The sequence below is a fragment of the Rivihabitans pingtungensis genome (genome assembly GCF_003201855.1).
Taxonomy (GTDB): Bacteria; Pseudomonadota; Gammaproteobacteria; order Burkholderiales; family Aquaspirillaceae; genus Rivihabitans; species Rivihabitans pingtungensis.
Window position 1 is genome coordinate 53,487 of record NZ_QJKI01000004.1, and the last position, 14,016, is coordinate 67,502.

At 62.3% G+C, this 14,016-nt stretch carries 13 protein-coding genes; 7 read left to right on the top strand and 6 right to left on the bottom strand.

Annotation, left to right across the window (positions count from 1 at the left end; all coding sequences use genetic code 11):
• Position 1 precedes the first annotated feature (1 nt).
• On the bottom strand, positions 2-187 hold the full coding sequence (locus tag DFR34_RS17325; RefSeq protein ID WP_146215050.1) for a hypothetical protein: 186 nt from the start codon (positions 185-187) through the stop codon (positions 2-4).
• A 56-nt stretch (positions 188-243) separates the two neighbouring features.
• Complete coding sequence (locus tag DFR34_RS04480) at positions 244-888, bottom strand: TetR/AcrR family transcriptional regulator (protein ID WP_110389970.1); 645 nt, start codon at positions 886-888, stop codon at positions 244-246.
• Between the two features lie 457 nt (positions 889-1,345).
• Between DFR34_RS04480 and DFR34_RS04485 the strand changes: the two genes are divergently transcribed.
• The 5 genes from DFR34_RS04485 (at position 1,346) to DFR34_RS04505 (ending at position 8,565) form a co-directional block, all read left to right on the top strand.
• Complete coding sequence (locus tag DFR34_RS04485; protein WP_110389971.1) at positions 1,346-3,781, top strand: heavy metal translocating P-type ATPase; 2,436 nt, start codon at positions 1,346-1,348, stop codon at positions 3,779-3,781.
• Positions 3,782-3,841: 60 nt separating this feature from the next.
• Complete coding sequence (locus DFR34_RS04490; protein WP_158281732.1) at positions 3,842-4,249, top strand: YbaY family lipoprotein; 408 nt, start codon at positions 3,842-3,844, stop codon at positions 4,247-4,249.
• Positions 4,250-4,743: 494 nt separating this feature from the next.
• On the top strand, positions 4,744-5,508 hold the full coding sequence (locus tag DFR34_RS04495) for a phosphate/phosphite/phosphonate ABC transporter substrate-binding protein (protein ID WP_211309291.1): 765 nt from the start codon (positions 4,744-4,746) through the stop codon (positions 5,506-5,508).
• An 8-nt stretch (positions 5,509-5,516) separates the two neighbouring features.
• Positions 5,517-8,330, top strand: a complete 2,814-nt coding sequence (locus DFR34_RS04500) for an EAL domain-containing protein (RefSeq protein ID WP_110389974.1) — start codon at positions 5,517-5,519, stop codon at positions 8,328-8,330.
• 13 nt (positions 8,331-8,343) lie between these two features.
• Positions 8,344-8,565, top strand: a complete 222-nt coding sequence (locus DFR34_RS04505; protein WP_110389975.1) for a SlyX family protein — start codon at positions 8,344-8,346, stop codon at positions 8,563-8,565.
• Between the two features lie 118 nt (positions 8,566-8,683).
• Here DFR34_RS04505 and DFR34_RS04510 read toward each other — a convergent pair whose 3' ends face one another.
• Positions 8,684-8,944 (bottom strand): acyl-CoA-binding protein, encoded by a 261-nt coding sequence (locus DFR34_RS04510; protein WP_110389976.1) that lies wholly within the window; start codon positions 8,942-8,944, stop codon positions 8,684-8,686.
• 391 nt (positions 8,945-9,335) lie between these two features.
• Between DFR34_RS04510 and DFR34_RS04515 the strand changes: the two genes are divergently transcribed.
• On the top strand, positions 9,336-9,515 hold the full coding sequence (locus DFR34_RS04515; protein ID WP_110389977.1) for a YjfB family protein: 180 nt from the start codon (positions 9,336-9,338) through the stop codon (positions 9,513-9,515).
• A 325-nt stretch (positions 9,516-9,840) separates the two neighbouring features.
• A complete protein-coding gene (locus tag DFR34_RS04520) occupies positions 9,841-10,887 on the top strand; it encodes a hypothetical protein (protein WP_146215051.1) in 1,047 nt (348 codons plus the stop codon).
• Positions 10,888-11,182: 295 nt separating this feature from the next.
• Here the strand turns inward: DFR34_RS04520 and DFR34_RS04525 are convergent, their stop codons facing one another.
• The 3 genes from DFR34_RS04525 to upp form a co-directional block, all read right to left on the bottom strand.
• Complete coding sequence (locus DFR34_RS04525) at positions 11,183-12,430, bottom strand: uracil-xanthine permease family protein (RefSeq protein ID WP_110389979.1); 1,248 nt, start codon at positions 12,428-12,430, stop codon at positions 11,183-11,185.
• A 47-nt stretch (positions 12,431-12,477) separates the two neighbouring features.
• Positions 12,478-13,113 (bottom strand): hypothetical protein, encoded by a 636-nt coding sequence (locus DFR34_RS04530; protein ID WP_110389980.1) that lies wholly within the window; start codon positions 13,111-13,113, stop codon positions 12,478-12,480.
• An 83-nt stretch (positions 13,114-13,196) separates the two neighbouring features.
• A complete protein-coding gene (gene upp, locus DFR34_RS04535) occupies positions 13,197-13,826 on the bottom strand; it encodes a uracil phosphoribosyltransferase (protein ID WP_110389981.1) in 630 nt (209 codons plus the stop codon).
• Between the last annotated feature and the right edge of the window lie 190 nt (positions 13,827-14,016).

Consider the following 14,016-nt stretch of genomic DNA (forward strand, 5'->3'; position numbering starts at 1 on the left):
CTTAATGTGAAGAAAATGCGACACTTTTCCCGGTTTTTTTCCACGGACGGCGATTTTTGCCGGCAGATGGCGGGAATGTGACAAAAAACTGGGTTTGCCGCGCGCGGATGCGGCGGGCGGGTTTTTGGCGTGCTTTCAGCGGTTTACGCCCAAGCCCGCACCAAGCGGGCGCTTGCTTGGTGCGCATGACGCCCGCACGCCAGCGCCGGCGTGCGGGTTTGCCCGGATTGCGCCAGGCGCGGCTCAGGACTGGGTGGCGGGATTGGTCAGGCCGGCAATCACGAACGGAATCATGTGGCGCACCACGGTGTCCGGGTCGCGGGCAGAGACAATATCGCTCTTGACGAAGATTTTCAGCACGTCGTTGCCGGCAAAGGCGTTGAACATCAGGCCAAAGGCCAGATGCAGGCGCCAGGCCAGTTCTTCCAGCTTCAGGCCGGGCAGCACGCGGGAAAACGCCTTGCTGTAGCGATTGACGAATTCGCTGTATTGCTGCGGCAGGGTGTCGCGGATCAGCCGGTGGTTTTCCACAAAGGTGCGCGACAGCAGGCGCACAAACATGGCGCCGCCGCGATTGGGGTCTTTGGACAGCGCCAGACAGGGGCGGATGAAGGTCATCAGCACGCCTTCGACGGTGATCGGCGCGCCGGATTTTTCCAGCACGTCCAGCTCGGCCACGCATTGTTGATTCAGGGGCGCCAGGCGACGCACCAGCACGGCCTGAAACAGCGCGTCTTTCGAGCCAAAGTGATAGTTGACCGCAGCCAGGTTCACTTCGGCTTGCTGGGTGATGGTGCGCAGCGAGGTGGCCTCAAAGCCGTGTTCGACGAACAAACGCTCGGCCGCGTCAAGAATGCGGGTGGCGGTGTCTTTGGTGGCGCTATCCATGGTTTTCCGTTGGGGGGGATTAAGAGTCTGAGTCTCTGTCATTATATTTTTATAAGTGGTTGTTTGAAACTTTTGTTCATGCCGACCGGGGAGCAAGCAGATATCCCAAAGCTTGACCGCCGGATTCGGGGGGCGATGCGCAACGGTCAATGTTGTGCTTTGTATCATGATCCGCTGCATTTGCCCATGGGGACATCATACTTTACGAACAAGCACTTAGGATTTTTTCTGCCAGTTTGATGGCTGTTTGTCAGCGGATTGTGCGCACCAAGGCCATGCCATGAGCGATTTGTGCTGAAAAGCCACAGAATTCCGACAGGCGGAACGCGGCTCGCCGCATGGCGGGCAGATATTTGCTGGCGTGCACAAATTGCATCAGTGGCCCGTCCGGGCTGCCCCGGGGTTTTTCCACACGGCGCTTGGCGGCAGGCTGGCCCGGTATGTCACAATACCGGCCATGAGCCAGACATGTTTTCACTGCGGCCAGCCGGTGCCGCCGGGGGTGGATTTCCCCATTCAAGACCGCGACACCCAGCACGCCGCCTGCTGCGCCGGCTGCCAGGCAGTGGCGCAAACCATTCTCGACAGCGGCCTGGGCGATTATTACCGCCACCGCACCGCCGAGGCCCGCCAGGCCGACCCGCTGCCCGATGAGCTGCTGGCGCGGCTGCGGCTGTACGACACCCCGGCCTTGCAAGCCAGCTTTGTCCGCGACGAGGGCGGCGACGTGCGCGAGGCGGCGCTGATGCTGGAGGGCATCACCTGCGCGGCCTGCGTGTGGCTGAACGAGCGCCACTTGCGCGGCCTGCCCGGCGTGCTGTCGGTGGACATCAACTACACCAGCCACCGCGCGCGAGTGCGTTGGGACAATTCGCGCATCGCCCTGTCGGCCATTCTGGAATCCATCGCCGCCATTGGCTATCAAGCCCACCCTTACGACGCCGAGCGCCAGGAAAAACTGGCCCAGCAAGAGCGCAAGCAGGCGATTAACCGGCTGTGGGTGGCCGGACTGTCGATGATGCAGGTGATGATGTACGCCGTGCCGATTTATCTAGCGCCGGATGGCGAAATCGACCCGCAATGGCTGTGGTTATTGCACTGGGCCAGTTTTATCCTCACCCTGCCGGTGGTGGTGTATTCGGCCGTGCCGTTTTACCGCGCCACCTGGCGCGACCTGAAATCGCGGCGGGTGGGCATGGACACGCCGGTGACCATTGGCATTCTCACCGCGTTTTTTGCCAGCTTGTGGGCGCTGCTCAATCACATCGACCATGGCGTGTATTTTGATTCGGTGTCGATGTTTGTCTTTTTGCTGCTGGGCGGGCGCTATCTGGAAGGCATTGCCCGGCGCAAGGCCGGCGCCGCTGCCGAAAGCCTGATCAAGCTCACCCCGGCGTTTTGTCACCGCGTGCCCGACTGGCCAGCCAGCCAGGACAGCGAAGAAGCGGTGGCCGCCCTGCTGAATGTGGGCGATGTGGTGCGCGTGCACGCCGGCGAGAGTTTCCCGGCCGATGGCGAGGTGCTGGCCGGGCAAAGCTCGGTGAACGAATCGCTGCTGACCGGCGAAAGCCGGCCGCTGCCGCGCGCGCCGGGCGGCGTGGTGATTGCCGGCAGCATCAACCTGGATTCGCCGCTGACCGTGCGGGTGAGTCAGGTAGGGCCAAACACCCGGCTGGCCGGTGTGGTGCGCTTGCTGGATCAGGCGCTGGCGGAAAAACCCCGCCTGGCCAAGCTGGCCGACCGCTTTGCCGGCTGGTTTGTTGCCGTGCTGCTGTTGGCCGCCGCCGCCAGTTATCTGGGCTGGCTGGCCATTGCGCCAGACCGTGCGCTGTGGATCATGGTGGCGGTGCTGGTGGTGTCCTGCCCGTGCGCGCTGTCGCTGGCCACCCCGGCGGCGCTGACCGCCGCCACCGGCCATCTGGCCGGCATTGGCATGCTGACCACGCGCGGCCATGCGCTGGAAACCCTGGCCAAGGTCAGCGACGCGGTGTTCGACAAAACCGGCACGCTGACCCACGGCGATATGCGCCTGTTGCAAACCTTGCCCCTGGGCGCGCTGCCCGAGGCCGAGGCGCTGGCGCTGGCGCGCGGCATGGAAGCCCACGCCCATCACCCGATTGCCCGCGCCTTTGCCGCCGCCGAGCACGCCAGTGCGCCCGCCCCGGCGCTGGACGAAGTCAGCTATCAGGCGGGCTGTGGCTTGCAAGCGCAAGTCGCCGGCCACACCTGGCGGCTGGGCAAGCCGGACTATGTGGCCGCGCTGGCCGGGCCCTTGCCCGCCGCACTGGCCGGCTGGCGCGACGACGCCACGGTGGTGGCGCTGGGCAGCGCCCAGGGGTGGGCGGCGGCGTTCGCCATTGGCGATGCGCTGCGCGACGACGCCGGCGCGCTGATCGCCAGCCTGCGCCGGCATGGCGTGCGCTGCCATATTTTGTCTGGCGATGCGCCGGGCGCGGTGGCGGCGGTGGCGGCCAAGCTGGGGGTGGACAGCGCCGAAGGCGGCCTGCTGCCAGAAGACAAACTGGCGCGGGTGGCGGCCTGGCAGGCGGCCGGCCGTCGGGTGCTGATGCTGGGCGACGGGGTGAATGACGCGCCAGTGCTGGCGCGCGCCGATGTGTCGGTGGCCATGGGCGGCGGCGCCGATGTGGCGCGCATGAGCGGCGATATGGTGCTGGTCAACGATCAGTTGCAGCGGCTGGACGACGCCGTGCTGCTGGCGCGGCGCACGCTGAGCGTGATTCGCCAGAATCTGTGGTGGGCGGCCGGCTATAACCTGGTGGCGCTGCCGCTGGCCATCAGCGGCCACCTCACCCCCTGGCTGGCCAGCCTGGGCATGGCGTGCAGCTCTTTGCTGGTGGTCAGCAATGCGCTGCGGCTGGTGCGGCGCGGCTGAACCTGTCGCCCGCGCGCCAGTCCACCGGATAACTTGATTCACCTGAACAGGATGCAAAACATGAAGCGCATGTTCAATTCCCTGGCGGCAGCCGCATTGGCGCTGACCCTGAGCGCCTGCGCCAGCTGGTGGGGCCCCAGCGGGCCAATGCTGCTGCAAGGCCAGGTGCGGCTTAATGGCCCCCCCCCGGCAGAGGTGGTGGCGGTGGAAGTCCGATTGATCGACCGTGGCGAACCCCGCATGCCGGTGACGCTGGCGGAACAGACGCTGGTGCACCCGCGCAGCTTGCCGGTCACTTTTAGCCTGCCGGTCATCGACGCCCGCCGGCTGCCCGCCAACGGCGTGTATGTGCTGGAAGCCCGGTTATACGACAGCCAGGGCGAGCGCGCCCGCACGCAGGAAGACGTGCGCTGGCGACCAGGCGATCAGCAGGCTGTTGAACTGCTGCTGACGGCCAAGCCTCGCTGAGCGCCGCTTACACAACCCTGCTGGCGTTGTGACCTGTATTGCCTGCCGGCGCGTGTCCAGCCAGAAATGCCGCGCTGAGTTTTGTGAGCGACGCTAAAAGAATGTGTGGCTGGTGGTTTGACGGTGAAATTAATGTTGTAAGCATATTGCTGTTTCTTGGTAATGTCGTTTGCAGGATTTATTGCCATCATCAACCCGACAAAACCTTGACTTGACTGCTTGCGAGCCTGCATAACTACGATAACAATAAGGCGTGGACGTCCCGATTGATCCGCTCAATGACGGCAAGACGGGAGTCCTCGCCGTTCAAGCGGGTTGCACCGGCATACGCGGGTGACAATGCGCAAAAAAGTTGTCGCCGCTGCGCAAGGTATGGGCGCACGGAGAAACGATGGAGGAGTTCAGCAATGCACACGGTCTGTCATGGGTGCATGCGCTGGCTATACGCAATGGCATGGCTGCTGAGTGCAGCGTGTTTTGCGATGGCCAGTGACATGCCGTTTCGGGTCGGCGTCGCGCCCCATACCAGCGCGCGCCTGATTTTGCAGCAATACCAGCCTTTGCGCGCCAGCCTGGAAAAAGGCCTGGGTCAGCCAGTGGAAATTGCCACCGCGCCAGACTTTACTGATTTTGCCCGCCGTGCCCTGCGTGGCGAATATGATCTGGCCATTACGACCGGGCATCAGGCACTGCTGCTGCGTGACGATGCGCACTATCTTCCTCTGGTCACTTACCGGGCGCCTTTTCAGGCCGTGGTGGTGGGGCTGGCCTCCATGCCAGCGGGCAGCTCGGCAGCCCAGCTCAATGGCAAAACCGTACTGGGCCTGAGCCCTTCCTCACTGGTCACCCTGTGGGGCATTCACTGGCTGGAGCAAAACAAGGTCAAACCGCAGCGCATGCAGTTCATCAGTGCGGCCGACAGCATGGCGCAGTTGGTGATTCAGCATGATGCGGTAGTCGGCTTCATGTCGCAGGCCAACTACGAAAAACTCAGCGCCGAAACCCGCGCACAGCTGCGCGTGGTGGCGCGCAGCCCGGAAATGGCAGGGCGCATTTATTTGCTGCACCCCCGCCTGGCCAGCCGACAGGCACAACTGATGCGATTGATCCAGCAGTTTGGCCAAAGCGCAGAGGGCATGCAGTATTTTCAGGAAAACAAGCTGGACGGCTACCGTCTGCTCAAACCGGGTGAGCTGGAAGTGATGCGGCCTTACGCAGACGAAGTGCGTCGCACGCTGGCCACACAGCCCGGACATTAGGACATGGCATGCATTTGGTAAAAACAGTTCGTGGACGTCTGCTGCTGGCCGCCTTGCTGGTGGAGGCGGTCATGCTGGCGCTGCTGATTGGCAACAGTGTACGCCTGCTGTACGACAGCCTGTCAGATCAGGCCAAGCGTCATGCCGAACAAATGTCGCCCATCCTGAATGCCGCGCTGATGGCCCCGCTGGCACAGCGTGACTACGCCACGGTGCGCGCCATTCTGGACGAAAGCCGAGGCAAGAACGGTATTCTGTATCTGGCCGTCAGTGATTCACGCGGCGTCACCGTGGCCCGCAGTGGCTGGCCTGCAGGTCAACCACTGCCTGAACCCGATGCGTCCTTCACCCTGGATGACAAGGATGAAGGTGGCTCGCGCTATGATGTGGACACCCCCATCACCTTGTATGGCCAAAAACTGGGCAGCCTGCGTTTTGGACTGGATTTGAGCCACATTGTGGCCGCGCGGGAATCGCTGATCAGCCAGGGCGTGCTGATTGCCTTGGGCGAAATCATGCTCTCTGCCGGTCTGCTGACCTTTCTGGGGCTATATCTCACCCGTCAGCTGTCTGAGCTGACCCGTGCCAGCGAAGCGGTGGCGCGCGGCCAGTTGGCGTCACGACTGGTGGCTGAAGGCGACGACGAAATCGGCCGGCTCGGTCGCGCCTTCAACGCCATGTCGCGGGCCATCCGCGACCGGCTGGATGCGCTGCACGCCAGTGAGCAACGGCTGAACCTGGCGCTGGACGGCGGCGAACTCGGCCTGTGGGATACCGATTTTCGCACCGGCAAAATCACCATCAACCCTCGCTGCGCCGCCATGCTGGGAGAAACCCATGGCCAGTTTCACCCGGATGTAAAAGACTGGGAGGCCCGGGTTCACCCGGAGGACCGCCACCACATGCGTTACGCCGCCGTCGAACACCTGAAAGGCCACACCGCGATGTTCGAGAGCGAGTTCCGCATCCGTCATCATGATGGTCACTGGGTATGGCTGCTCAGTCGTGGCAAGGTGGTCGAGCGCAACAGCCAGTCGCGCGCCGTGCGGCTGATCGGCACCCTGCTGGACATCAACGAACGCAAATCCACCGAAGCGCGCCTGCGCCTGTTGGCCAGTGTGTTCCGCTATGCACAGGAAGGCATCATGATTACCGATGCCGACGGCCGTATTCTGGAAGTCAACCGTGCCTACCATGACATCACCGGCTATTCGCGTGCGGCGGTGGTGGGCCAGCCATCCGACCTGCTGCATGAGGAAGGCGGCGCTGACGAGGCCATCCGCCAGACCATGCGCCATGCCCTGCACAGCCATGGACACTGGAGCGGCGAAATCGTCAATCGCCGGGCCAACGGTGAACTGTTTCACGAACACCTGAGCCTGACCTCGGTACACGATGCCGGTGGCCAGATCGTGAACTATATCGGCATCTTTACCGATATTTCGCAGATCAAGGCCCAGCAGGAAAAACTCGAACGCCTGGCCCGCTACGACATGCTCACCGGCTTGCCCAACCGCACCCTGCTGGCTGACCGGCTGAGCACTGCCATTGCCCTGACCCGACGCACCGGCGAGCGCACAGGCGTGGCACTGATTGATCTGGATGGTTTCAAAACCATCAACGACACCTATGGTCACGAAACCGGCGATCTGGTGCTTAAAGAAGTGGCCCAGCGCCTGACCCGCCATATCCGCGACACCGACACCGCTGCCCGACTGGGGGGCGATGAGTTCGTGCTGGTGCTCACCGGCCTGCGCCCTGGTGACGAAGCCCAGGTGCTGGACAAAATACTCGCTGTCCTGGCCGAGCCCTATCCGCTGGAAGCCTTTGGCTCGGTAGCTCATCTGTCAGCCAGTATCGGCCTGACACTGTATCCGGATGACACCGCCGATGCTGATGCGCTACTGCGCCATGCCGACCAGGCCATGTATTCAGCCAAGCAACAGGGCCGCAACCGTTGGCATGCGTTCGACCCCGACATCGACCGCCATGTGCGTGCCCGCTTTGAAAGCCGCGATCGGGTATCCGAAGCCCTGCAAAACCGGGAGCTGGTGCTCTACTACCAACCCAAAGTCGATCTGGCTTTGGGCAAAGTGACGGGCATGGAAGCCCTGTTGCGCTGGCAACACCCCGAACGTGGACTGGTCACGCCGGGGGAATTCCTGCCACTGATCGAAGGCAGCGAGTTCGAGGTAGAGCTATCACGCTGGGTGATTCGCAATGTGGTGGAACAACTGCACTGCTGGAACCAGCAGGGCCTGACTTTCCACATCAGCGCCAATGTGCCTGGCCAGCATTTGCAATCGCCGGATTTTGTCCAGCAACTGGAAAATCTGTTCAAACTGTACCCGGACGTGCCGCGCGAACGGCTGGAGCTGGAAATTCTGGAAACGGTGGCCTTGGGAGATATGGAAGGCGTATCGCGGCAAATGGACGACTGCCGCACCTTGGGCGTGCGCTTTGCCCTGGATGATTTTGGTACCGGTTATGCCTCGCTGGAATACCTGCGCCGGCTGCCGGTGGATGTGATCAAGATCGACCAGACTTTTGTGCGCGATATGCTGGACGATGTCAACGACCTGGCCATTGTGGAAGGCATTATTGCCCTGTCGCGTGCCTTCCGTCGTCAGGTGGTGGCCGAAGGGGTAGAATCGCAGGCCCATTACCTGCGTCTGCAGGAACTGGGTTGTGCGGTGGGGCAGGGCTACACCATCGCCCGGCCGATGCCGGCCGCACAAGTGCCAACCTGGCTGGCCAACTGGCAGCCACAAACCTTGAACACCCAGCCGGCCCCGTCTGGCGTGGCCGAACTGAACACCTGAGCCCACACCCTGCATGCACGACACCGAAGACCGCATCACCGAACTGGAAATCCGCCTGGCCTGGCAGGATGACCTGCTGGACAACCTGAACCAGGCGCTGATTCGCCAGCAACAGCAGCTGGATCTGATGCAGCAACAGCTGCGCCGGCTGTATGACATGACCACCCAGCAGGGCCAGGCCGAGTCAGGCAGCCTGCTGGCCCAGCTTCAGCAGGAAATCCCACCGCATTATTGAATGGGTGGCAGATGCGCCATGACCAGGGTCGCCAACATGGCAAGCGCTTGCGACAAGTGGGTTATGGTGATCGTCCGCCCATGCCGCATGGCGCGTGCCGCAGGAATATCCACCGAAATCAACGACCCAGTTGTGCGTTGGCCACTTCCAGATAACGCTCCATCGCCGCTTCACTGCTGTAGCCGCGATAGCGCTCCCACGCGTCGTATTTGGCGCGATTGATAAAATCCATCATGCCAGGACGCTCGCCGCTGACATCGCCAGCGGTGGCCTGCTTGTACAGAGCGTACAGCTCCAGCAGCACGGCATTGTCCGGGCGCTCGGACAAGGATTTCAGGTCGGTCTGGGCTTGTTCAAAACGGGCTTGCAAATCGCTCATACGGATCTCTCCTAAAGAAGTGGTTAGCGCTGCGGACTACGTGCCCGGCACTGTAGCGCCCCCTGTCGCCAGGGTCAAACAAATGTTTGATTCTTGCCAATGGCGAGACTAGGCTGTCCAGAGACTTTTGATGTAAATCACAAAAACATAAAATCTTATGTGTTTAGGTATTTCTACGATTGAACATTTCCGGCAAAGCGCATTCAATAGCAAAGTGAAGTGTGCTCTGATGTGGTACGCCACACGGAAACACTTCACCATCAGGTGATTGAACGATGGAAGAAGCGCTCACAAGGCCGTCGCCACAGGGTTTGCCTGCCTTGTGAGCGCTTCTTCGGCTTTCATCCTTCAGTGACGAGATATTTAAAACAAATATTTTGTGGAGTTCATCATGAGCCTCATCTCCAACATCAGCAACGCCCCGAGCGATGTGCATCTGTCGGCCAGCATTTTTGCTGCCAAAAAGTCGCAAGACCTGCAACAGCAGAACGTGGCCACCCTGCTGAACTCGGTAGCCACCCCGCCGAGCAACCCTGCCCACCTGGGCAACAAAATCGACGTTCGCGCCTGAACGTCGAACTGACGCTATTCAGCAGCCAGGCATGAGGCCCTGCCTCAGGCATCAGGACCGGACCTGACGCTCGCCAGACAGGCTGCCCATACGCGCCAGGAATGCACGCCCGGATGGAACCCCATCCGGGCGTTTTCACGACTGCCGCCAGCGGCTGGCATCAGGTAAACTGGACGCGATACGGGCAAGCTCTCAGCCTCGCTCACCAGACCCAGCAACACGTCTGGGCCAGGCATGCACAGCAGGACAACAGACCGATCTGGTGAACTACGCCCGGGCATGAAGCCCGCACGCCCATGATACTGAACATAAGGAGAATGTCTTGATGCGCCGAACCCTCTGCCTGTTGACCTGGGCAGCCGTCAGTGGCGGTGCCCTGGCCCAAGAAGCCATGCCACTGCAAGTGGTGCCATTGCAACGCCCAGGCAATGCTGCGCCCGCCAAACCGGCCGACGGCACTGGTGATACCGCGTCTGCCGACAAGGCTGCCAGCAAGCCGGCAGCCACCAAGTCTGGCACATCCGGCAAGCATGAGACCCACAAACCGGCCGCCGCCAAACCAGATGACCGCCCGGCTGACAAACCCGCCAGCGACAACACACAGGTCAAAACCCTGGCGCCCGAAGTCAAGCTGTCCAGCCCGCCGCCCAGCCCTGCGGCCACCAGCAAACCCACTGCCCCGGCAGAAAAATCGGCCCCCAAGGCCAACACCAACAACACACCGGCAGGCAGACCACCGGTGGCCCCTCACGCTGCCGACACCCGCCACAACTCCGCCACGTCAGCAGACAAACCTGCCAGCAAACCCGCAGCACCCGCGGCCGACACCAGCAAACCTGCCGCGGACAAACCGGTGAGCAAGCCGGCCAGCCCACCTGCCGTGGCGCCGAGCCGTGCAGCCAGCCCGGCGCCTGCGCCGGTCAAGATGGCCGTCGCCCCACCTCGACCGGAAATGTTCCCCAAAGAACCGGCCGCTGAGCTTGTCTCTCCGACCCCTGCTCCGCAAGCCACACCGCCGGCTGCACCGGCCAAGCCACGCCCACCGGCAGCCAAGCCAGCTGCCGCCAAACCGGCCAAAGCCGCGGGCCAGACATTTACCGGAACCCTCAGTGGCGCCAGCAGCAAATTGCACAGCTTCAACGCCAAGGCCGGCGATACCGTGCGCGTAGAACTGAACGGCAAGAATCCGCTGGCATACCTGACCCTGATTCAGCCGGATGGCAAAGAAATGGTGCCGGCAGAAACCCGTGGCCTGCTGCTTACCTTGCCGATGGATGGCCAATACAGCGTCAAGGTATTCCTGTTCCGGGATGGTGCAGGCAGCGACGGCAAACCCGTGGACTACCGGCTGCGCGTGCTGCCGGTCAAATAAGCGCTACTCACAACACGCCGGGGTGCGCGTGCGGCTTTGTATGCGGCTTGTACTGTCTGCGGCCGCGTGCCTGGCCAGAACTGCTTCGCTGGGTTTGTGAGCAACGCTTAAGCGCAGCTCCTGGCATGGTTGAGTGGTCTTGTCGAACGAGGCGTCAGGCGCACTGTGCGAAATGGGGTGAACCACTTGGCTGCCGCTTTGCCATTGAGCTCCAAATAAACGCCTCCAGATGACACAGGGCGGTGAAGCAAGCTTCACCGCCCTGTGTCATCCATCAATGCTGCCGGATCAGCGCTCAGACATCCTGACCTTCCACCACGCCATCATGCGGGCCACACTCGGCGCGCGGCAGGATCAGGTTCAGCACAATGGCCAGAATCGAGCACAGGCCCACGCCCACCAGCGAGAAGCTGCCGAACTTCAGCTCCAGCGAGCCAATGCCGGCGGTCAGCACCACCGAGACAATCACCAGATTGCGCGGGGCCATCAGGTCCACCTTGGCTTCGATCAGGGTTTTCAGGCCAATGCTGGCGATGGTGCCGAACAGCAGCACCATGATGCCGCCCATCACCGGCATCGGGATGGATTGCAGCAGGGCGTTGAACTTGCCAAAAAACGCCATGGCGATGGCGAACAGCGCCGCCCAGGTCATCACCACCGGGTTGAAGTTGCGGGTGATCATCACCGCGCCGGTCACTTCGGCATAGGTGGTCACCGGCGGGCCGCCAATCAGGCCGGCCACGCACACGCCCAGGCCGTCGCCGGCCAGGGTGCGGTGCAGGCCGGGGGTTTTGGTGTAGTCCTTGCCGGTCACCCCGCCAATCGCCATCACCCCGCCGATATGCTCAATCGCAGGGGCAATCGCCACCGGCAGCATAAACAGCGCCGCCGCCCAGTTGACTTCCGGGGTGATAAAGTGCGGTACGGCAAACCAGGGCGCGTTGGCGATCTTGGCAAAGTCCACCAACCCCATCATCGCCGCCAGCACATAGCCGGCAATCACTCCGGCCAGAATCGGCACCAGGCGGAACATGCCACGGGCAAACACCGCCACCAGCACGGTGGCGCTCAGCGACACCGCCGCCAGCAACAACGATTGCTGGTAATCCATCACCTGATTGCCGCCCGCGCGGCCCATGGCCATATTGCTGGCCACGGTGGCCACCGACAGGCCGATAATCATGATCACCGGGCCAATCACCACTGGCGGCAGCAGACGATGCACCGCCTCGATGCCGCGCCAGCGCACCAGCGCGGCAAACACAAAATACATAAAGCCGGCGGCAAACAAGCCAAACATGGTGCCCGGCAAGCCCCAGGTTTGCGTGGCGTAAATAATCGGGGCAATAAAAGCAAAACTGGAGCCCAGAAAAATCGGCACCTGGCGGCCCGTGCACAGCTGGAACAATAACGTGCCCACGCCAGCACCCAACAGCGCCATGGCCGGGTTCAGCCCGGTCAGCAGCGGCACCAGCACCAGCGCGCCAAAGGCGACAAACAAAATCTGCGCCCCGGACACCACGGTCTTGAGTTGTTGAAACATGTTGATCCTTAAATGAAAATTTCAGTCAATGGCGGCCGGCCTGGCCGTCACAGCGCACAGTACATCACCGCCTGGGTGGTGATGTAGTTCTGGCCATGCGCCACCGCGCTGCTGGCGCGAAATGCGCTGACCATCTCGCGCACCCGCTGGTAGGTGGCGAAGTTGGGCCGCGACTGATAGCCAATGTCCACCCCCAGCCGCGCCGCCAGCTGGCGCGTGGTGGTGGGTTTGATGTGCACATGCGTGTCCGGGTCGGCGTAGGCCAAAAACGCCGTCACCACTGGCCACTTGGCCGGGTTGGCGCATTTGTCGTGGCGACACATCTCCAGCACGCTCACCAATTGCTCGAATGTCTCCGCCTCGCAGCGTCGCCACACGCCAGCCAGCGCGGCAATCAGCGGCAAATGGGTGTCGCTGTAGGCCAGATAATGGCGAAACGCCATGCGCTCGAAGGTGCTCACCGTCGGGCAGCGGCTGATCAGTTTGTCCAGCGTGTCCACCACCGCCGTGGTGCGGCCGCTGTCCAGCGCCTGCGCCAGCGTGGCGGCGTCCAGGCTGGCGGCCAGCTCGCGCACCTTGTCCACCACGCGGTATTTTTTGGCCAGCGCCAGCCATTCCGGGTCGTTCAAGCCGCCAGGAAAACGCAACAAAAAATCCTGGTCGATCTGCTGAAAAGCGTCCATTCGTGCGTTCCTTGGGTGAGGCGGCAAACAAAAGCAAGTGCGGCGGTGCTGCGCGTCAGGCTCACCGACGCGCAAACGTGGCGTTATCCCTTGGTGCCAAAAATCTTGTCGCCGGCATCACCCAGGCCCGGAATGATATAGCCGTGCTCGTTCAGGTGGCTGTCCAGCGCGGCGGTGACGATTTCCACATCCGGGTGGGCGTCGCTGACTGCCTTCACCCCTTCCGGCGCCGCCACCATGACGATAGCTTTGATGCTCTGGCAGCCCTTGCGCTTGAGCAAATCAATGGTGGCGATCATCGAGCCGCCGGTGGCCAGCATCGGGTCGATAATCAGGGCAATGCGCTCGTCCAGGCTATCGACAAATTTGTCGAAATACGGCACCGGCTCCAGGGTTTCTTCGTTGCGGTACAAGCCCACCACGCTGATCTTGGCCGACGGCACCAAATCCAGCACGCCGTCCAGCATGCCCAGGCCAGCGCGCAGGATGGGCACCACGGTGACTTTTTTGCCCTTGATGCGCTGCACATTGATATCACCGCACCAGCCGTCGATGGTGACCGGTTCCAGCTCGAAGTCGCGGGTGGCTTCATACGCCAGCAGACGCGCCAGCTCGTGGGTGAGGGTGCGGAATTTATACGTGCTGATGTCCGCCTCGCGCAGCAGGCCGAGTTTGTGCTGCACCAGCGGATGGTTGACGATGGTAATAGGCATGGTTCCCCGCTCTTGAATCAAACGTCCGACAGCTTGAACGGACGCAGGCGCGGCGGCCAGTGTGGCCGGGCGCCGATGGTATGAAATACTGTCACTGGCGCGCGCGGTCGGCGCCACCAGGCAAACCGGCTAATTTTACGCGCTCGGGCCGGGCAACGCCACGCGCAAGGCCGGTTTTGCCGCGATTGTG

Coding starts and splice junctions, on each gene's coding strand:
- DFR34_RS04525 (WP_110389979.1), bottom strand. CDS start 12,430: ATGTTTCAACAACTCAAGACCGTGGTGTCCGGGGCGCAGATTTTGTTT.
- DFR34_RS04515 (WP_110389977.1), top strand. CDS start 9,336: ATGAGCCTCATCTCCAACATCAGCAACGCCCCGAGCGATGTGCATCTG.
- DFR34_RS04480 (WP_110389970.1), bottom strand. CDS start 888: ATGGATAGCGCCACCAAAGACACCGCCACCCGCATTCTTGACGCGGCC.
- DFR34_RS04495 (WP_211309291.1), top strand. CDS start 4,744: ATGCCGTTTCGGGTCGGCGTCGCGCCCCATACCAGCGCGCGCCTGATT.
- DFR34_RS04505 (WP_110389975.1), top strand. CDS start 8,344: ATGCACGACACCGAAGACCGCATCACCGAACTGGAAATCCGCCTGGCC.
- upp (WP_110389981.1), bottom strand. CDS start 13,826: ATGCCTATTACCATCGTCAACCATCCGCTGGTGCAGCACAAACTCGGC.
- DFR34_RS04500 (WP_110389974.1), top strand. CDS start 5,517: ATGCATTTGGTAAAAACAGTTCGTGGACGTCTGCTGCTGGCCGCCTTG.
- DFR34_RS04490 (WP_158281732.1), top strand. CDS start 3,842: ATGAAGCGCATGTTCAATTCCCTGGCGGCAGCCGCATTGGCGCTGACC.
- DFR34_RS04520 (WP_146215051.1), top strand. CDS start 9,841: ATGCGCCGAACCCTCTGCCTGTTGACCTGGGCAGCCGTCAGTGGCGGT.
- DFR34_RS04530 (WP_110389980.1), bottom strand. CDS start 13,113: ATGGACGCTTTTCAGCAGATCGACCAGGATTTTTTGTTGCGTTTTCCT.
- DFR34_RS17325 (WP_146215050.1), bottom strand. CDS start 187: ATGCGCACCAAGCAAGCGCCCGCTTGGTGCGGGCTTGGGCGTAAACCG.
- DFR34_RS04485 (WP_110389971.1), top strand. CDS start 1,346: ATGAGCCAGACATGTTTTCACTGCGGCCAGCCGGTGCCGCCGGGGGTG.
- DFR34_RS04510 (WP_110389976.1), bottom strand. CDS start 8,944: ATGAGCGATTTGCAAGCCCGTTTTGAACAAGCCCAGACCGACCTGAAA.